Here is a 19935-nt window from a genome sequence, read left to right as displayed (position 1 = left end):
TGGTGGTTTTACGTACTTAGGGCTAGCCGCCGCGCTAGCGGCTTGGTACAATGAATTAAAAGCATTTACAGATGAGGAGAAACAAATACTATCAGATGATTTTGCTGAACGCTATGATGGAAAGGCAGATGAATTTATAGATTTTATATCAGACCCGGCTGTAGCTGCTCCGGGGACATATCAGAAAACATGGGATTATATTGAAAAAGATAAGAATTCTCTTAATCGGCACTCTAATATGCATTTGATTTTTACGTAGAATAAAAGTCTTCTTACCATAATCAGATTGCTTCGGGAGGCGGACAGATTTGACACAGATATTTTTCATAGAAGACGATGAGGCGCTGGCGGAGGGCATTTCGTTTGCGCTGGAGCGGGAGGGCTATCAGATAAGCTGCTTTTCCACCTGCCGCGCAGGGCGGGAGGCGATTGCAGAACGGCAGCCGGACCTGGTGCTGCTGGACTGGAATCTGCCGGACGGCGACGGGCTTGCGCTCTGCCGGGAGATTGCCGGGACGGCGGGCGTGCCGGTGCTGATGATTACGGCGCGCGATATGGAGATCGACCAGGTGATGTGCCTGGAGAGCGGTGCGGACGATTACATTGCAAAGCCTTTTTCACTGGCGGTTTTAAAGGCGCGCATTGCGGCGCTTCTGCGCAGGCGGGGCGGGCAGGATTCCTCCGGATGGCTCATTTCCGGGGATATCCGTCTGCAGGAAAAAGAAATGAAGGCGTACCTCAAAGACAGAGAGCTGGACTTAAGCCTTACAGAATTTAAGCTGTTGAAATACTTTCTGGAAAATAAAAACCAGGTGCTGCTGAAGGAGCAGATCCTGGCGCGCGTGTGGGATAGCGGCGGCAGCTTTGTGGAGGAAAACACCCTGATGGTAAACATCCGGCGCCTGCGCACAAAGGTGGAGGAGGATGCCTCGCATCCCAGATATATCAAAACAGTACACGGCATGGGCTATCTGTGGGAAGACAGACCGGCAGAACAGGTAGATGTGCATTAAGGAAGCTGCCGGGATTTTTGCGCATTGCAGAGTCCCGCCATATCAGAGGAGAACATAATGAACAGGGAACAGATGACAGTAGCTGCGGCGCTTACTGTGGCGGCGCTGGCACTTCTGGCGGCACTGCTGATGGGCGGATATCTGCTGCGCACGCTGAACCGTATGCAGAAGCTGCTGCGCGATTACCGGGAAAAGGGCAGCGCCGCATTCCAGACCATGAAAGAGACGCGGGAATCCAGGCTGGAGAGCAGCCTGGAGCGCATTTTGCAGCAGGCTGCCGGAAAGGAAGAAGCGGCGGAGCGGGAGCGTGACGAGGTGGCGGCGCTTCTTTCCGACCTCTCGCATCAGTTAAAAACGCCGATGGCAAATGTGCGGATGTATACCGAGCTTCTGGAGGACGATACACTCTCAGAGGAGCAGCGCCGCCGGTTTGCGCAGCAGGCAAACGCACAGGCGGAGAAAATGCAGTGGCTGCTGGAGAGTATGCTGAAAGCCTCGCAGCTTGAACGGGGTATGATTGTATTCACCGCGCAGTTTTCCGGCATCCGGGAGACGATTGGCAGGGCGGTCAGCGGAATCTATGCCCAGGCAGAGGAAAAAGCGATTACCCTGCAGGTGGAGCCGTTTGAGGACCGGCGCCTCTGGCACGAGCCGGGCTGGACGGCGGAGGCGCTCGGCAACCTGCTTGACAACGCCGTAAAATATTCTCCGGAGGGCAGCACGATTACCGTACGCGTGCAGCCGATGGAAATCTACACGCAGATAGAAATCTGCGACCAGGGACAGGGAATCGCAAAGGAGGAATACAATAAAATTTTCCAGCGCTTTTACCGCGGGGAGAATACCGGTCACACCGGCGGCAGCGGTCTGGGGCTGTATCTTGCGCAGTTAATTTTAAATAAAGAAAAGGGGTATATCACGGTCGATTCCCGCGAAGGCGCGGGAAGCTGCTTTCGGGTGTTCCTGCTGAATGAAGTATGAAGTCATCATTCACGCCAGCCTCAGACACCCGCCGCGGCGCAAAGCCAGCCCTGCGTGTGACGGTTCTGACAGTTTTGTAAGAACTTTTTTCTTTTTTGTCAGCGGAGTGTCAGAAAGGGATGCTAGTATAAAAGCATCCGAAATGCTGATAAGAAAGGGGACTATCATATGGACATCTTAAAAACAGTCAATCTGAAAAAGTATTACGGTTCCGGGGCGAATCTTGTAAAGGCACTGGATGGAGTGAACCTCACGGTCGAAGAGGGCGAATTTCTGGCGGTGGTCGGAACGAGCGGCTCCGGCAAGAGCACGCTGCTGCATATGCTCGGCGGGTTGGATTACGCAACGTCGGGGGAGGTCATCGTTTCCGGTAAAGAAATTTTCAAGCTGAACGAATCAGAGCTGACGATTTTCCGCAGGCGCAACATCGGCTTTATCTTCCAGAATTATAATCTGGTGCCGATTTTAAACGTCTATGAAAATATTGTGCTTCCAATCGAGCTGGACGGAGAAAAGCCGGACCGCGCGTTTATTAAAGAAATTATGAATATGCTCGGCATTCTGGAAAAAAAGAACAGTATGCCGAACCAGCTCTCCGGCGGACAGCAGCAGAGAGTGGCAATCGCGCGGGCGCTCGCCAGCAAACCTGCCATTATTCTCGCGGACGAGCCGACCGGAAATCTGGATTCCAGAACATCGCAGGAGGTTCTGGGGCTTCTGAAGCTGACGGGCGAGCAGTTTCACCAGACAATCGTGATGATAACGCACAATGATGCGATGGCGCAGCTTGCCGACCGCGTCATCCGCATTGAGGACGGGAAGATTACCGGAGGACAGAGCACACCGGAGGCATATGCGCCCAGAGAGCGGATGCAGAGAGGAGCGCGCCATGAAAAATAACAACAGCGGGGTGGTGCGCCGTCTTTCCATGCGGAGCCTCAAAAACAATAAGATGCGTAATATCTTTGCAGTCGCGGCAATCGCGCTCACCTGTATGCTTTTTACGACGCTGGCGGCGATGGGAATCGGCATGATAGACGTCACCCAGGAATCCACCATGCGGGAGGTGGGCGGCAGATTCCATGCCGGTCTGAAAGCCGCCACCCGTGAGCAGATGGAAAAGGTGACAGCGGATGAGCGGGTGAGATCGTACACCTGGAATATCTTTATCAGTCAAGCGGAAAATCTGACACGACGCCAGTACGAGCTGCGGCTGGCGCAGGGAGAGGAGGAGCTGGAGAACTCCTTTATCACGCTGGCGGAGGGTGCGATGCCGGAAAAGGAGGAGGACATTATCGTCGACACCTACGTGCTGGACGAGCTGAAGCTGCCGTATGAGACGGGCGTGGAAATCCTGCTGGAATTTACCTTTCACGGGGAGAAAATCAGCAAAACCTTCCGGGTCTGTGGCTGGTATGAGGGCAGTCAGATCAGTCACGCCTCCGAGCTCTATATATCAGAAGCATACTGGAAGGAACTGAAGGGAAGTCTCACCGACGAGGATTTTGTGGCGTGGGGCGAATCGCATCCCAACGAAGCCGGAGCCGGTCTGTATGCGGTCGGTCTGTACTTTGACAGCGCGGCGGATATTGAGCAGACGGTGCGTTCCATCATTGAGGACGCGGGCTACGATCCGGACGTCACCTTAGGGTATGGGGTGAACTGGGCGTACATGCAGAACCGCGCGGAGGCGGCGGACCCGTTCTCAGTGGTAATTCTCGTGGGTGCACTGGTGGTTATTCTGATTACGGGCTATCTGATTATTTATAATATTTTTTACATTTCCGTTTTTCAGGATATCCGTTTTTACGGATTGCTGAAGACAGTCGGCACCACCGGGCGTCAGATACAGGGAATGATCAGGCGGCAGGCACTGGTGCTCTCGGCCATTGGAATACCAGTCGGTCTGGCGGCGGGTTATCTGGCGTCCCGAATCGTATTTCCCTTTATGCTGCGGGTGACCGGCTATGACAGCCTTGGGGTGGAAATGAAATTCAGTCCGCAGGTCGCGCTGTTCGGTATCGTATTTGCGCTTATCACTGTTTTTATAAGCTGCCGCAAGCCGGGGAAAATAGCCGGCAGCGTGTCGCCGGTGGAGGCGGTCCGCTATACAGAGGGCAGCGGTGTGCGCAAAAAGGAAAAGAAATCCGAGACGGGGGCGCGGATTCACCGTATGGCGCTCTCCAATCTCGGACGCAGCAAAAAGAAAACAACGCTTGTTCTTTTGTCTCTGTCCTTCAGCATGGTGCTGCTGTGCGTGGTGCTGACCGGCATCGGAAGCTTCCGCATCGACGCCTATCTGGAGCAGCGGCTGCTGGGTGATGTCCTGCTGGCGCCGACCTATATTACCGGAGGCGGAACAGTGATGTCTTCCGGGGTAGATGAGGCATATATAGAGCTGGCGGACGCACAGCCGGGAGTCCTCTCCAAAAACGAGCTGTGGCAGATTTTCAACAGAACCTATATCTCGCTGGACGAGACGGGACTGGAGCGCTACCAGAGCTTTGAGGACCAGGGCATTCTAAGGGAAGGCGACTGGGGGACAAGTGTAATTAATACGGCGAAGGAGCAGCGGCAGCTTAACGCTGACATATATGCATACGACACGGATATCCTGTCCAACTTAAAGGTGCTGGACGGAGAGCTGGATATCGAAAAATTTTCGCAGGGCGGCTATGTGCTGCTGACGGAAATTATCGGCGATCATACAGAGGGCGCGCGCATCTATCGTCCGGGTGAGAAGCTGAAGGTTCTCACGGTAACGGATGATTCGGAAGCTATAGAGATAAAAGACGAGGCGGGAAATATTGTCGATTACCGTTTTACAAATCTGGAAGAAAAAGAGTACGAGGTGATGGCAATCGTGGAGATTCCATCCAGTATGACAGACCAGTCCAGCCCTGTCAACGGTGTGCGTGCAGTGCTGCCCAAACAGGATGTACAGACATCCCCATATAGCTGGTGCTTCGGCGTATCCTACACAGTAGAAGAAACACAGCTTGACAGCTTCGTGCAGGAAATCGAAAACTACTGCGAAAACATAAACCCGGAAATGGGCTATCTGACAAAGGCGTCGCTGATGGAAGGCTTCGACAGCATGATTACGGCAATACGCATTATCGGAATCGCTCTCAGCGCGGTAATCGCCATTATCGGGGTGCTGAATTTCATAAACTCCATCGTTACGGGAATCATCGCCCGCAAACGGGAATTCGCCATACTCTGCAGCATCGGCATGACGCAGCGGCAGCTAAAGCGGATGCTGGTGGAAGAGGGGCTGTATTACGTGCTGATATCCGGCGTCATCAGTCTCATACTGGGAACCGTGCTGTCCTGGGCAATCATGACAGCGCTCAACAACGTGATCATGTTCTTCGCCTACCGCCCGAACTTCCTTGCCTATCTGATCATGCTGCCCCTGCTGGCGGTCCTTGCGGTGATAGTACCGTTCGCGGCATACCGGCGGACGCAGAAGGAGAGTATCGTACAGCGATTGCAGGACACAGAAAACTAAAAAATTTGCGAGCATAGCGACCGCTGCTTTTGTCGACCAGCTTCTATGGAAACAAAACAGCGGTCAATACCTTGTTTAATACTTTTCACTTAACAAAAAATCTGCCAGATACATGATTTTTACACCGTTGATATTCCCTGCGGCAAGCTCGTCAAGTGTGACGACATACTTGGGGTAGTGGTCTTTGATCTCAAGCAGATTGGCGACCTCGCGGTCGGATTCCTCCGGCAGATTGCGGCATACCTGCACATAGATACGCTCGTCACGGCGCACTGCCACAAAGTCGATTTCTTTCGTTTCATTCTTGCCGATAAAGACCTCGTAACCTTTTCTGCGAAGCTCAAAGTACACGATATTTTCAAGCATTGCGGCAACAGATTTCGGATTGAAACCCATCATGCAGTATTTCAGAGAAGCGTCGGCGAGATAGAATTTTTCCTGCGTTTTCAGTACGGATTTCCCTTGCAGGTCATAGCGCTGGCAGCGGTATATCACAAAAGCTTTTTCCAGCCATTCCAGATAGTTGTAGACGGATTCTACCGAGAGAGAACGTCCCTCGCTTTTCAGAAACTTTACAATAGCGTTTGCGGAAAAGGTTTTGCCGACATTTTCAATTACATATTTCACAACACGGTTGAACAAGTCAAAATTCGTAATATGGTGCCGTTTCGTTATATCACCTGTAATAACGGAATGGTAAATTCCCTCGACAATCTGATAGGCAGGACCCTCGTCAAAATTGCTCAGTGCAACAATCGGAAAACCGCCCATGCGGATATATTCGGTAAGAAGTTCTTTCGGAGTGCGTCCGTCTGCTTTTTTGAAATCCATATACTCGGCAAAGGACAGCGTAAATACGGGAATCGAGACATACCGCCCTGTGAGATAGGTGGATATTTCACCTGCCATCAGTCTGGAATTGGAGCCTGTTACATAGATATCGGTATTGTTGTTTTCGAGCAGACTGTTGACGGCTTTTTCCCATCCGGTGATTTCCTGTACCTCGTCAAGCAAAAGATAGTAACGCCCGTCATCCGTTATTTTTTCTTTTATGCCGTTATACATATCCCTGTGGGTCATACCATCTGCAAAATCCTCCGAGGTATAACACATATTGAGGATATGATTGGCGGGAACGCCACTTTTTATCAAATCCTCCTGCAGCATTTTTAAAATCGTGGATTTTCCGCAGCGGCGAATACCGGCAAGGATTTTTACCAGCGGCGCGTCACGATAAGTTTTCAGCATTTCTAAATAGTGGGGTCTGATAATCATAATATCGCCTCCTTTATCATTAATATATCCAAAAACAGCCAGATAATCAATAGTTTTTATTGAAAATCCGAAAAAACTTTCTAAATACAATATGTTTTTCGATACACCGACGCTTGATTAATATGAAAAAAGCGATAAAGGAAAATCCTCTATCGCTTTTTTCGAAACGACTATTATTTATGCATCCTTCGCAGCCGCCGCTTCTTCCTGCCGCTGTGCGCGCAGATTTTTCTGGGCGGTGCTGAGCATCAGCTTAATACGGTTAAGCTGGTTTACCTCGCTGGCGCCCGGATCGTAGTCGATCGCCACGATATTCGCGAGCGGATGCTGCCTGCGGATTTCCTTGATAACGCCCTTGCCGACCACATGGTTCGGCAGACAGCCAAAGGGCTGCGTGCAGACGATATTATTCACGCCGCTATGTATCAGCTCCATCATCTCACCGGTGAGGAACCAGCCCTCGCCGGTCTGATTGCCGAGCGATACGATCGGCTTTGCGTATTCCGCAAGCTGTGAAATCTTTGTCGGGGCATCGAAATGACGGCTCTTCTGAAATTCCTTCACGGAGGTATTCCGGATAAATTCCAGAAGCTTGATTCCGGCGTTGGAAATTGCCGCCGTTCTCTTCTTCATACCGAGCTCCTGTGCCTTAAAGTTCGAGTTATAGAAGCAGTAAAACAGGAAATCAAGCAAATCCGGTACCACCGCTTCGGCGCCCTCCGATTCCAGGAGATCTACCAGATAATTATTTGCCGCCGGCATAAATTTTACCAGAATCTCGCCGACAACGCCCACGCGGGGCTTTGGAATACCGCGGATGGGCAGATTATCAAAATCTGTGATAATCTCGCGGCAGAGCTTTGCAAAGCCGTGATGGGACGGATGCTTCTGCGTCAGAAACTTAATGCATTCCGCCTCCCACTTCAGATGCATTTCATTCGCCGAGCCGGGAATGACCTCGTAGGGGCGCATACGGTAGAGGCAGCGCATAAAGATATCCCCGAAAACAACGGCGTACATGCCCTTTACCGCCATCGGAACGGTAATCTTGAAGCCCGGATTTGTCTCAAGCCCGGAAACGTTCAGAGAAATTACCGGAATCTCCGGGTGCCCCGCCTTTGCCAGCGCGCGGCGGATAAAGCCGATATAGTTGCTGGCGCGGCAGCCGCCGCCCGTCTGTGTGATAATAACAGCCGTCTTTGATGTATCATACTTTCCGGAGAGCACGGCATCCATAATCTGTCCGACAACCATCAGAGAGGGGTAGCAGGCGTCATTATTTACATATTTCAGTCCGACGTCCACGGCGTGCTTTCCGTCGTTTTGCAGCAGCTCGATGTGATAGCCGCAGCTTCGCAGCGCAGGCTCCAGTATGCGGAAATGAATCGGCGACATCTGCGGACAGAGGATCGTGTAATCCTTGCGCATTTCCTCGGTAAACAGCACGCGGTTCATATTGGCGGGAACGATGGTGCGCTGCTCATGCTGCTTTTCCTTGGAGCGCAGCGCGGCAATCAGCGAGCGGATACGGATACGCGCCGCTCCCAGATTGTTTACCTCATCGATTTTCAGACAGGTATAAATCTTGCCGGAGCCGGTCAGAATATCATTCACCTCGTCGGTAGTAACCGCGTCCAGACCGCAGCCAAAGGAATTTAACTGGATAAGGTCCAGAAAATCCGTCGTTTTTACGTAATTTGCCGCCGCGTAGAGACGGCTGTGATACATCCACTGGTCGCTGACAAGCAGCGGACGCTCCGGCTGGTTCAGATGCGACACGGAATCCTCAGTCAGTACGGCGATGCCGTAAGAGGTAATCAGCTCCGGAATCCCGTGGTTAATCTCATTATCAATATGATACGGTCTGCCCGCCAGCACGATGCCGTGCTTATTGTTTTTCTTCAGCCATTCGATGGTCTCCTCGCCTTTTCTGTACATTGCCTGGCGCGTTTCCTCCTGCGCCTTCCAGGCATTGGCGGCAGCCGCCTTCACCTCTGACGCCGGAATCTCCGGAAATGCCTTGATGAGCTGTCCGGTGACAGTCTCCAGGCTGGTGAGCGCCATAAACGGGTTGCGGAAATCAATCTTCGGGTCACGCAGCGCCTCCACATTGTTTTTGATGTTCTCCGCATAAGAGGTAACGATCGGGCAGTTGTAGTGGTTGACGGCGTCCGGAAATTCACAGCGCTCATAAGGAATGCAGGGGTAGAAGATAAAGTTTACCCCGTGATGGAGCAGCCACTCGATATGGCCGTGCGCCAGCTTTGCCGGATAGCATTCCGATTCGCTCGGAATGGACTCAATGCCCAGCTCGTAAATTTTCCGGGTGCTTGCCGGAGAGAGCACGACCTCGTATTTTAAGTCGGTGAAGAACCGGTGCCAGAACGGGTAATTTTCGTACATGTTCAGCACGCGCGGCAGTCCGACCTTTCCGCGCACAGCCTGGTCGCTCTCCAGCACCTCGCGGGAGAACAGCAGCTTGTTTTTATACTCAAACAGGTTCGGGATATCGCTGTTTTTCTTTTCTTTTCCAAGACCACGCTCGCAGCGGTTTCCGCTGACGAACTGGCGTCCGCCGGTAAAGCGGTTGATGGTCAGACGGCACTGGTTGGTGCAGCCCTTACATTTTGCCATGTGCGTGGTAAACTGCAGGCTGTTGATCTTCTCGATCGGAAGCATGGTCGTCTGTTTGCCGGATTCGAAGCGCTCGCGCGCGATCAGAGCGGCGCCGAAAGCGCCCATGATGCCGGCGATATCGGGACGGATCGCTTCGCAGTTTGCGATGCGCTCGAAGCTGCGCAGCACCGCGTCATTGTAGAAGGTGCCGCCCTGCACGACAATGTGCTTCCCGAGCTCGGAGGCGTCGGAAACCTTAATTACCTTATATAATGCGTTCTTGATGACCGAGTAAGCAAGTCCGGCGGAGATATCGGCGACGGATGCGCCCTCCTTCTGCGCCTGCTTTACCTTGGAATTCATAAATACAGTACAGCGGGTGCCCAGATCGATCGGATGCTGGGCGAAAAGCGCCTCGTGCGCAAAGTCGCTGACGCTGTAATTCAAGGATTTTGCAAAGGTTTCGATAAAGGAACCGCAGCCGCTGGAGCATGCCTCGTTGAGCTGCACGCTGTCGACCGTGTGATTCTTGATCTTGATGCATTTCATATCCTGTCCGCCGATATCCAGGATGCAGTCCACCTCCGGGTCAAAGAAAGCGGCGGCATAGTAATGCGATACCGTCTCCACCTCGCCCTCGTCCAGAAGCAGCGCCGCCTTGATCAGCGCCTCGCCGTAGCCGGTGGAGCAGGAGTAGGCGATCCGCGCGTTTGCAGGAAGATGCTCGTAGATTTCCTGTACTGCCTGGATGGTGGTCTTTAAAGGACTGCCGTTGTTGTTGCTGTAGAATGAATACAAAAGCGAGCCGTCCTCGCTGACGAGCGCCGCCTTTGTGGTGGTGGAGCCTGCGTCGATGCCGAGGAAGCATAAGCCCTCGTAGGTGCTCAGATCGTCCGTGACAACGTTGTACTGGTTCTGTCGCTCGTTAAAGGCGTCGTAATCCTCCTGGGAGGCAAACAGCGGCTCTAAGCGCGCCACCTCAAATTCCAGCTTGATGTTGCCGGATAATTTATGTATCAAAGCCTGCGTGTCCGTGGAGACGACCATCTCGCTGTTCATAGCGGAGCCGATCGCCGCAAACAGATGTGAATTTTCCGGCGTGATCGCATGCTCGTCGTCCAGATTTAAGGTGCGGATAAACGCCTCCTTCAGTTCGGACAGAAAGTGCAGCGGGCCGCCGAGAAACGCAACATGACCGCGGATCGGCTTTCCGCAGGCAAGACCGCTGATGGTCTGGTTGACAACCGCCTGGAAAATGGATGCGGACAGATCTTCCTTTGTCGCGCCCTCATTGATCAGCGGCTGGATATCAGATTTTGCAAAAACACCGCAGCGGGCTGCGATGGGGTAGAGCGACTGATAATGCTTTGCGTATTCGTTCAGTCCCGATGCGTCGGTCTGCAAAAGGGATGCCATCTGGTCGATAAAAGAGCCGGTGCCGCCCGCGCAGATACCGTTCATACGCTGCTCCACGCTGCCGCCGTCAAAATAAATGATCTTTGCATCCTCACCGCCAAGCTCGATGGCAACGTCGGTCTGGGGCGCGTAGTGCGAGAGCGCTGTCGATACGGCGATAACCTCCTGCACAAACGGAACCTCCAGGTGCTTGGCAAGAGAAAGTCCGCCGGAACCGGTGATCACCGGGGAAACCTCCAGTATGCCGAGCTTTTCCTCGGCTTTCGAAAGAAGCGCGGCAAGCGTTTCCTGTATATTTGCGTAGTGACGCTCGTAATCCGCGAATAAAAGTGTGTCATCCTTATCTAACACTGCGATTTTTACAGTTGTGGAACCGATATCGATCCCAAGTCTGTAAGACAAATTCTGCTGAACCATATTCGTCAGAGTAAGCCTCCTTCTTCTAATACGGCGAATGCCGTTTTTCTTATTTATTATATTTGCTGTATTTTCGTGTCGGTTTACAGTATACGACAATTTTCGGGAGAGTGCAAGTTACAGATACTGTTAAAATTCTATAAAATAGTTACTCTTGTTTTTTGCGGACGGATGTGGTAATCTGAATCCATTCTATGAAAAAACAAAGAGGGAAAGAATGTATCAGATTAAGAAAACAGAAGGGCGGGCGAAGCGCGCAGAATTTCGCACCGTTCATGGAACAATTCAGACGCCGGTGTTCATGAATGTGGGCACGGCGGCAGCGATCAAGGGAGCGGTTTCCACGATGGATCTGCAGGAGATCGGTACCCAGGTGGAGCTTTCCAATACGTATCATCTCCATGTGCGACCGGGGGACGATATCATCAGACAGCTCGGCGGCCTGCACAAATTCATGGTGTGGGACAAGCCGATCCTGACGGACTCCGGCGGCTTTCAGGTATTCTCGCTGGCGGGGCTTCGCAGGATCAAAGAAGAGGGCGTATATTTTCAGTCGCACGTTGACGGGCGGAAAATTTTTATGGGACCTGAGGAGAGTATGCAGATTCAGTCAAATCTCGCCTCCACGATCGCCATGGCGTTCGACGAATGCCCGTCCAGTAAGGCGAGCAGGGAATATGTGCAGGCATCGGTGGAACGCACGACGCGCTGGCTGGCGCGCTGCAAGGCAGAGATGGCGCGCCTGAACAGCCTGCCAGATACGATTAATAAAAATCAGCTTCTTTTCGGCATCAACCAGGGCGCGGTTTACGAGGATATCCGTATCGCGCACGCAGACGAGATATCTAAAATGGATCTGGACGGCTATGCGATCGGCGGACTCGCAGTCGGGGAGACGCACGAGGAAATGTATCATATTCTTGACGAGGTGGTACCGCATCTGCCGCAGGATAAGCCTACCTATCTGATGGGCGTCGGTACGCCGGCAAATATCCTGGAGGCGGTGGAGCGCGGCGTCGACTTTTTCGACTGCGTATATCCGAGCCGCAACGGACGTCACGGACATGTGTACACAGCGCACGGAAAACTGAATCTATTCAACGAAAAATTCAAGCTGGACGACCGCCCGATCGAGGAGGGATGCGGCTGTCCGGCATGCCGTCACTACAGCAGGGCGTACATCCGCCATCTGTTAAAGGCCGGCGAGATGCTCGGCATGCGTTTGTGCGTGCTGCACAACCTGTATTTCTACAATCATCTGATGGAAGAGATACGCGACGCGCTGGATGAAGGGCGTTTTTTGGAATATAAAGCGGAAAAACTGGCAGGATTTGAAAAAATGACTTGATGAACCGCCTGATTTTGTGTATGATGGTATGAGCATCATCATTTATGGAAAGGAAGGAACTATTATGTATTTATTAACAGAGGCTACAGCGGCATCCGGGACGAGCAGCATCCTGCTCCTGGTATTTTATGTAGTGATCATCGGCGCAGCAATGTATTTTATGGCGATCCGTCCGCAGAAAAAGGAACAGAAGAGGGTCAACGCGATGCTTGCGGAGCTGGCTGTCGGCGACAGCGTTGTGACGACAAGCGGCTTTTACGGCGTAGTCATCGATATTACGGATGAAGATGTAATTGTGGAATTCGGCAGCAACAAAAACTGCAGGATTCCGATGCGCAAATCTGCTATCGCAGAGGTGGAAAAGGCAGACGCGCAGTAATTGCAGCAGAATCAGACATAAGCTGGGGACATGGCAAATTCTGCTGTGTCCCCGTTTGCGCAAAATGACAGGGCGTAAAACACGGAGAGATCCGATGTTATAAAAGGGCATGAGGAGTGAGGATTATGAATTATAAGATTGCAGTGATTCCGGGCGACGGTATCGGACCGGAAATTGTCGCGCAGGCGCGCGAGGTGCTGGATGCGGCGGGAAAAAAATTCGGATTTCAGCTTGATTACAAAGAGCTGCTGATGGGCGGTGCGTCGATCGACGTACACGGGGTGCCGCTCACGGACGAGACGATCGAGGCGGCAAGAATGAGCGATGCGGTGCTTATGGGTTCCATCGGCGGAGATGCAAAGACGTCCCCGTGGTATAAGCTGGAACCGTCTAAGCGTCCGGAGGCGGGGCTTCTGAAGATCCGCAAATCGTTAAATCTGTTTGCAAACCTGCGCCCGGCGTACCTGTACGAGGAGCTGAAGGCGGCGTGTCCGCTCCGCGACGAGATCATCGGGGAGGGCTTTGACATGATGATCATGCGCGAGCTGACCGGCGGTCTGTATTTTGGCGAACGCAAAACGGTGGAAGAAAACGGCGTGCGCAAAGCGATCGATACGCTGACTTACGACGAAAATGAGATCCGCCGTATTGCAAAGCGCGGATTTGACATTGCGAGAAAGAGAAGAAAGAAAGTGACGAGCGTCGATAAGGCAAACGTGCTCGATTCCTCACGTCTCTGGAGAGCAGTCGTGGAGGAGGTCGCAAAGGATTACCCGGATGTGGAGCTTTCCCACATGCTGGTGGATAACTGCGCGATGCAGCTCGTGCGCGATCCGGCGCAGTTTGACGTGATCCTCACGGAAAATATGTTCGGAGATATCCTGTCGGACGAGGCCAGCATGGTGACGGGGTCCATCGGAATGCTGTCCTCCGCAAGCCTGAACGAGACAAAATTTGGTCTGTATGAGCCGAGCCACGGCTCCGCGCCGGATATTGCCGGAAAAGATATCGCAAACCCGATCGCAACGATCCTGTCGGCGGCGATGATGCTGCGGTTCTCGCTTGACCTGGACGAGGCGGCGGACGCCATCGAGCAGGCGGTGAAGCAGGTATTAAAGAACGGCTACCGCACGGGCGATATCATGTCTGAGGGGTGCACGCAGGTAGGCTGCCGCGAGATGGGGCGGCTGATCAAAGAACGGATCTGAGGAGGAAGAACAATGAAAAGTGATGCAGTAAAGAAGGGGATGCAGCAGGCGCCCCACCGATCCCTGTTTAACGCGCTGGGAATGACGGATGAAGAGATGAGACGGCCGCTTGTCGGCATTGTAAATTCCTATAACGAGATCGTGCCGGGGCATATGAACCTCGACAAGATCACCGAGGCAGTCAAGATGGGCGTTGCGCTCGCAGGCGGTGTGCCGCGCGAGTTTCCGGCGATTGCAGTCTGTGACGGCATTGCAATGGGGCATGTCGGCATGAAATATTCGCTGGTAACGCGCGACCTGATCGCGGATTCTACCGAGTGCATGGCGATCGCGCATCAGTTTGACGCACTTGTATGCATTCCAAACTGTGACAAGAACGTGCCGGGGCTTCTGATGGCGGCGGCGCGCTTAAATATCCCGACTATTTTCGTGAGCGGCGGTCCGATGCTCGCCGGTCATGTGAAGGGTCAAAAGAGAAGCCTTTCCAGTATGTTTGAGGCGGTCGGATCCTATGCGGCGGGCACGATGACAGAAGAGGACGTCTACGAATTTGAATGCAAGACCTGCCCGACCTGCGGCTCCTGCTCCGGCATGTATACGGCAAACAGCATGAACTGCCTGACGGAGGCGCTCGGCATGGGACTTCCGGGCAACGGCACGATCCCGGCGGTATACTCCGAGCGCATCAAGCTGGCAAAGCTTGCCGGCATGAAGGTGATGGAACTTCTTGAGAAAAATATCCGTCCGCGCGACATCATGACCGAGAAAGCGTTCCGCAACGCCCTGACGGTCGACATGGCGCTCGGATGTTCTACAAACAGTATGCTGCACCTTCCGGCGATCGCGCACGAGGCGGGCGTGGAGCTGAACGTGGATATCGCAAACGAGATCAGCGCACACACCCCGAACCTTTGTCACCTGGCGCCGGCAGGTCCGACCTACATGGAGGATCTTAATGAGGCAGGCGGCGTATATGCGGTGATGAATGAGCTGGACAAAAAAGGCCTGCTCTACACCGATCTGATCACGGCAACCGGAAAGACCGTGAAGGAAAACATCAGCGGCTGCGTAAACCGCAATCCGGAGGTCATCCGTCCGATCGACAATCCGTACAGCACGACTGGCGGCATTGCGGTGCTCAAAGGCAATCTGGCGCCGGATTCCGGCGTTGTAAAGCGCTCCGCAGTGGTACCGGAGATGATGGTGCATGAGGGACCGGCGCGCGTGTTTGACTGCGAGGAGGATGCCATCGAGGCGATCAAGGGCGGTAAGATCGTGGCTGGTGATGTCGTTGTCATTCGCTATGAGGGACCCAAAGGCGGTCCGGGAATGCGTGAGATGCTAAATCCGACCTCTGCGATCGCGGGCATGGGACTTGGCTCCTCCGTCGCTCTGATCACGGATGGACGCTTCAGCGGCGCCTCCAGAGGCGCTTCCATCGGTCATGTCTCCCCGGAGGCGGCGGTCGGCGGACCGATCGCGCTCGTGGAAGAGGGCGACATTATCAAAATCAACATTCCGGAAAACAAGCTGGATATCGCAGTTTCCGATGAAGAGCTGGCAGCGCGGAAGGCAAAGTGGCAGCCGAGAGAGCCGAAGATCACGACCGGCTATCTTGCCCGCTACGCAAAGATGGTAACCTCCGGCAACCGCGGAGCGATTCTGGAAATCAAATGATGATTTTGGAAGTGCGCAGCACGGAAAAATCCGTGGCATCATGAAAATTATGACAGAGGAGGATATATATGAAATTAACAGGTTCACAGATCGTTATCGAATGTCTGAAGGAGCAGGGCGTGGATACCGTGTTCGGCTATCCGGGCGGAGCGATTCTGAACATTTACGATGAATTATATAAGCACGGCAAAGAGATCACCCACATTCTCACTTCGCACGAGCAGGGGGCGTCCCACGCGGCGGACGGCTATGCGCGGGCGACAGGCAAGGTGGGCGTCTGCCTTGCCACTTCCGGTCCGGGCGCGACCAATCTGGTAACCGGTATCGCGACTGCCTACATGGATTCCGTTCCGATCGTGGCGATCACGGCGAACGTGGGCGTTCCGCTGCTTGGAAAGGACAGCTTCCAGGAAATCGACATTGCCGGTGTGACAATGCCGATCACGAAGCATAATTATATTGTAAAGGACGTTGCAAAGCTTGCGGATACCATCCGCGACGCTTTCCGCATTGCGGCGGAGGGAAGACCCGGTCCCGTCCTCATCGATATTCCGAAGGACGTGACAGCGGCGACCGCAGAATATGAGAAGCAGACGCCGGAGCCAATCGAGCGCAAGACCGATTATATCCGCGAGGCGGATCTTAACAGTGCGGTGGAGCTGATCAATCACTGCAAACGCCCGTTTGTTCTGGTGGGCGGCGGCGCGGTGATCTCCGACGCGGCAAAAGAACTGAAGGAATTTGTGGATAAGGTACACGCGCCGGTCGGCGATTCGCTGATGGGGAAGGGAGCGTTTGACGGAAGAGACGAGCGCTACACCGGCATGACCGGTATGCACGGAACAAAGTGCTCCAACCTTGGCATCACGAAGTGCGACCTGCTGATTGCCATCGGTATCCGCTTCAGCGACCGCGTGGTCGGCAATGCGAACCGCTTTGCGAAAAATGCGAAGATTCTGCATATTGATATCGATCCGGCGGAAATCAACAAAAATATCATGGTAGACTGCAGCATCCAGGGCGATGTGCGCGAGGTGCTCCGCCGTCTGAATCCGCTCATTGAGGATCACAACCATGACGAGTGGCTGCAGGAGATCCATGAAATGAAAGAGAAATATCCGCTGAAATACGATCACGGACAGCTTACCGGTCCGGCGGTCGTCGAGGAGATCTATAAAGTGACGGAAGGCGACGCGATCATCGTGACGGATGTCGGACAGCATCAGATGTGGGCGGCGCAGTATTACAAATATAAGAAACCGCATACACTTTTAACCTCCGGTGGGCTTGGTACGATGGGCTACGGTCTGGGAGCTGCCATTGGCGCCAAGATGGGACGCCCGGAAAAGACGGTCATCAACATTGCCGGAGACGGATGCTTCCGCATGAACATGAACGAGCTGGCAACGGCGGCGCGCTACAATATCCCGATCATTGAGGTCGTGATCAACAACCATGTTCTGGGCATGGTCCGTCAGTGGCAGACGCTGTTTTATGATGAGCGCTATTCCGCGACCGTGTTAAACGACGGAGTGGACTTTGTAAAGGTTGCCGAAGCGCTCGGCGCAGCCGGCATTCGCGTGAGTGCTCTTGCAGAACTCAGGCCGGCGCTGGAAAAGGCGATCGCAATGGGCAGACCGGTGCTGATCGACTGTCAGATCGATCAGGATGACAAGGTATTCCCGATGGTTCCGGCAGGGGCTCCGATCGAGGAAGCCTTTGACCAGGACGATGTGTAGATTTCGAAAGTGCGAAGCACGGAGAAATCCGTGGTATCGTAAGTATTTAGCAGGTTTTCGGAAGTGCAAAGTGTGAGACAGAAGTGAGGAGGAGAGAATTATGAAAAGAGTGTACAATTTTTCTGCAGGTCCGGCGGTTTTGCCGGAGGAAGTGCTGCAGGAGGCTGCCGACGAGATGCTGGATTACCGCGGCAGCGGAATGTCTGTGATGGAGATGAGCCACCGCGGAGAGATTTTTGACGGGATCATCAGGGAGGCGGAGAAGGATCTGCGCGAGTTGATGAACATCCCGGATAACTATAAGGTACTGTTCCTGCAGGGCGGCGCTTCGCAGCAGTTTGCGATGATCCCGATGAACCTGATGAAGAACAGGGTGGCGGATTACATCGTTACCGGCCAGTGGGCGAAGAAGGCGTACCAGGAGGCGCAGAAATACGGAAAAGCGAATAAGATCGCTTCCTCCGAGGATAAGACCTTTTCCTACATTCCGGACTGCTCGGACCTTCCGATCAGCGAGGATGCGGACTATGTTTATATCTGCGAGAACAACACCATTTACGGTACAAAATTCAAGGAGCTGCCGAACACCAAGGGTAAGACGCTGGTAGCGGACGTTTCCTCCTGCTTCCTGTCTGAGCCGGTGGATGTCACGAAGTACGGCATCATCTACGGCGGCGTCCAGAAGAACATCGGACCGGCAGGTATGGTCATCGTTATCATCCGCGAAGACCTGATCACAGAGGACGTACTTCCGGGCACTCCGACGATGCTCACCTACAAGACACACGCGGATCATGATTCTCTCTATAATACACCGAACAGCTACTGCATTTATATCTGCGGGAAGGTGTTCAAATGGCTGAAAAAAATGGGCGGTCTGGAAGCGATGAAGGAGCGCAATGAGAAAAAGGCTGCGATCCTGTACGACTTTTTGGACAACAGCAAACTGTTCCACGGAACAGTAGAAAAGAAGGACCGTTCTCTGATGAACGTGCCGTTTGTGACGGGCGATAAGGAGCTGGATGCTAAATTTGTCAAAGAGGCGAAGGCGGCAGGCTTTGAAAATTTAAAAGGACATCGCAGCGTCGGCGGTATGCGCGCAAGCATTTACAACGCGATGCCGATCGAGGGTGTGGAGGCGCTGGTCGCATTTATGAAAAAATTTGAGGAGGCGAATCTGTAATGTTCCACTATCATTGCTTAAATCCGATCTCGCAGGTGGGACTGGATGGCTTCTCAGGACTTTATGTACAGACGGATAATATGAATGACGCAGACGCCATTCTCGTGCGCAGCGCGGCGATGCACGACATGGAGCTGCCCGAAAAGCTGGAAGCGATCGCGCGTGCGGGCGCGGGCGTCAATAACATTCCGCTGCAGAAATGTGCGGAAGCCGGAATCGTCGTATTTAATACGCCGGGCGCGAATGCAAACGGCGTGAAGGAGGCAGTGCTGGCAGGACTTTTGCTGGCGTCGAGAGATATTGTCGGCGGCGTCAACTGGGTGCAGTCCGAGCGTCAGAATGAACTGATCGCTAAATCTGCCGAAAAGGAAAAGAAGCGCTTTGCCGGAAATGAAATTAAAGGGAAGCGTCTCGGTATCATCGGTCTTGGCGCGATCGGCGTGCTGGTGGCAAATGCCGCCGCGCGTCTCGGCATGGAGGTTTACGGGTACGATCCCTATATTTCCGTGGATGCGGCGTGGAATCTGTCACGCGATATCAGGCACATCAAAGAAGTAGATGAAATCTACCGCGAGTGTGATTACATTACTATCCATGTACCGCTGATGGACAGCACGCGCAAAATGATCAACAAAGATGCGATCGACAAGATGAAGGACGGCGTGGTTTTGCTGAACTACGCGCGCGATCTGCTGGTGGATGAGGAAGCCGTTGTGGATGCGCTGCGCACCGGAAAGATGAAACGCTACGTGAGTGATTTTCCGAATCCGACGACAGCGGGGGCAAAGGGCTGCATCGTGACGCCGCACATCGGAGCTTCCACCGAGGAATCCGAGGATAACTGCGCGAAGATGGCAGTGAAGGAGTTGATCGATTACATTGAGCATGGAAATATTCATCACTCCGTGAACTATCCGGAGTGTGACATGGGCATCTGCAATACCGTATGCCGCGTGGCGATCAATCACCGCAATATCAAAAATATGATCGGACAGTTTGCGTCCGTGCTTGGCGAGGCTGACCTGAACATCGCAAATATGGCAAATCAGAGCAAGGGCGAATATGCGTATTCACTGTTCGACCTTGATACGCCGATCACGCCGGAAATTATTGAGAAGCTGAAAAAAATCGACGGTGTGCTTAAAGTGCGCGTGCTGAAATAGGCGGAG

13 protein-coding genes and 1 pseudogene are annotated in these 19935 nt (G+C 53.3%); 12 read left to right on the top strand and 2 right to left on the bottom strand.

What is annotated here, in order from left to right:
• From ACLU9Q_RS16375 to ACLU9Q_RS16355, 5 genes and pseudogenes are all read left to right on the top strand, one after another.
• Nucleotides 1–259: pseudogene (locus ACLU9Q_RS16375) on the top strand (hypothetical protein); the annotation flags it as partial.
• Nucleotides 260–308: 49 nt separating this feature from the next.
• The gene (locus ACLU9Q_RS16370) at nucleotides 309–1013 is read left to right on the top strand and encodes a response regulator transcription factor (RefSeq protein WP_006861862.1); all 705 of its coding nucleotides are present in this window, start codon (nucleotides 309–311) and stop codon (nucleotides 1011–1013) included.
• Nucleotides 1014–1070: 57 nt separating this feature from the next.
• Nucleotides 1071–1994 (top strand): sensor histidine kinase, encoded by a 924-nt coding sequence (locus ACLU9Q_RS16365; protein WP_006861863.1) that lies wholly within the window; start codon nucleotides 1071–1073, stop codon nucleotides 1992–1994.
• 168 nt (nucleotides 1995–2162) lie between these two features.
• Nucleotides 2163–2894: an ABC transporter ATP-binding protein gene (locus ACLU9Q_RS16360; protein ID WP_006861865.1), complete on the top strand. Its 732-nt coding sequence runs from the start codon at nucleotides 2163–2165 to the stop codon at nucleotides 2892–2894.
• Nucleotides 2884–5508 carry an ABC transporter permease gene (locus ACLU9Q_RS16355; protein WP_296837145.1) on the top strand — a complete coding sequence of 875 codons (2625 nt, stop codon included), beginning with the start codon at nucleotides 2884–2886 and terminating at the stop codon, nucleotides 5506–5508. The genes ACLU9Q_RS16360 and ACLU9Q_RS16355 overlap by 11 nt, the downstream gene beginning before the upstream one ends.
• Before the next feature lie 75 nt (nucleotides 5509–5583).
• Here the strand turns inward: ACLU9Q_RS16355 and ACLU9Q_RS16350 are convergent, their stop codons facing one another.
• Entirely contained in the window at nucleotides 5584–6783 is a 1200-nt protein-coding gene (locus ACLU9Q_RS16350) for an ATP-binding protein (RefSeq protein ID WP_296837149.1), read from the bottom strand.
• 177 nt (nucleotides 6784–6960) lie between these two features.
• A complete protein-coding gene (locus ACLU9Q_RS16345; protein ID WP_296837153.1) occupies nucleotides 6961–11232 on the bottom strand; it encodes an acyl-CoA dehydratase activase-related protein in 4272 nt (1423 codons plus the stop codon).
• A gap of 217 nt (nucleotides 11233–11449) precedes the next feature.
• Between ACLU9Q_RS16345 and tgt the strand changes: the two genes are divergently transcribed.
• The 7 genes from tgt (at nucleotide 11450) to ACLU9Q_RS16310 (ending at nucleotide 19929) form a co-directional block, all read left to right on the top strand.
• Nucleotides 11450–12580, top strand: a complete 1131-nt coding sequence (gene tgt, locus ACLU9Q_RS16340) for a tRNA guanosine(34) transglycosylase Tgt (RefSeq protein WP_296837157.1) — start codon at nucleotides 11450–11452, stop codon at nucleotides 12578–12580.
• 64 nt (nucleotides 12581–12644) lie between these two features.
• Complete coding sequence (yajC, locus tag ACLU9Q_RS16335) at nucleotides 12645–12959, top strand: preprotein translocase subunit YajC (RefSeq protein ID WP_296837161.1); 315 nt, start codon at nucleotides 12645–12647, stop codon at nucleotides 12957–12959.
• 125 nt (nucleotides 12960–13084) lie between these two features.
• Nucleotides 13085–14167, top strand: a complete 1083-nt coding sequence (gene leuB / locus ACLU9Q_RS16330; protein WP_296837164.1) for a 3-isopropylmalate dehydrogenase — start codon at nucleotides 13085–13087, stop codon at nucleotides 14165–14167.
• Nucleotides 14168–14179: 12 nt separating this feature from the next.
• Complete coding sequence (gene ilvD / locus ACLU9Q_RS16325) at nucleotides 14180–15844, top strand: dihydroxy-acid dehydratase (RefSeq protein ID WP_296837166.1); 1665 nt, start codon at nucleotides 14180–14182, stop codon at nucleotides 15842–15844.
• A 68-nt stretch (nucleotides 15845–15912) separates the two neighbouring features.
• Nucleotides 15913–17583: a biosynthetic-type acetolactate synthase large subunit gene (ilvB, locus tag ACLU9Q_RS16320; protein WP_296837169.1), complete on the top strand. Its 1671-nt coding sequence runs from the start codon at nucleotides 15913–15915 to the stop codon at nucleotides 17581–17583.
• A gap of 100 nt (nucleotides 17584–17683) precedes the next feature.
• Nucleotides 17684–18766, top strand: a complete 1083-nt coding sequence (gene serC / locus ACLU9Q_RS16315; protein WP_296837172.1) for a 3-phosphoserine/phosphohydroxythreonine transaminase — start codon at nucleotides 17684–17686, stop codon at nucleotides 18764–18766.
• A complete protein-coding gene (locus ACLU9Q_RS16310; protein ID WP_296837176.1) occupies nucleotides 18766–19929 on the top strand; it encodes a phosphoglycerate dehydrogenase in 1164 nt (387 codons plus the stop codon). The genes serC and ACLU9Q_RS16310 overlap by 1 nt, the downstream gene beginning before the upstream one ends.
• The last annotated feature ends 6 nt before the right edge of the window (nucleotides 19930–19935 follow it).

It is taken from the genome of Marvinbryantia sp. (genome assembly GCF_047017445.1).
Taxonomy (GTDB): Bacteria; Bacillota; Clostridia; order Lachnospirales; family Lachnospiraceae; genus Marvinbryantia.
The sequence above is the reverse complement of the archived record's forward strand: the minus strand, read 5'-3'. Positions and strand labels throughout refer to the sequence as shown.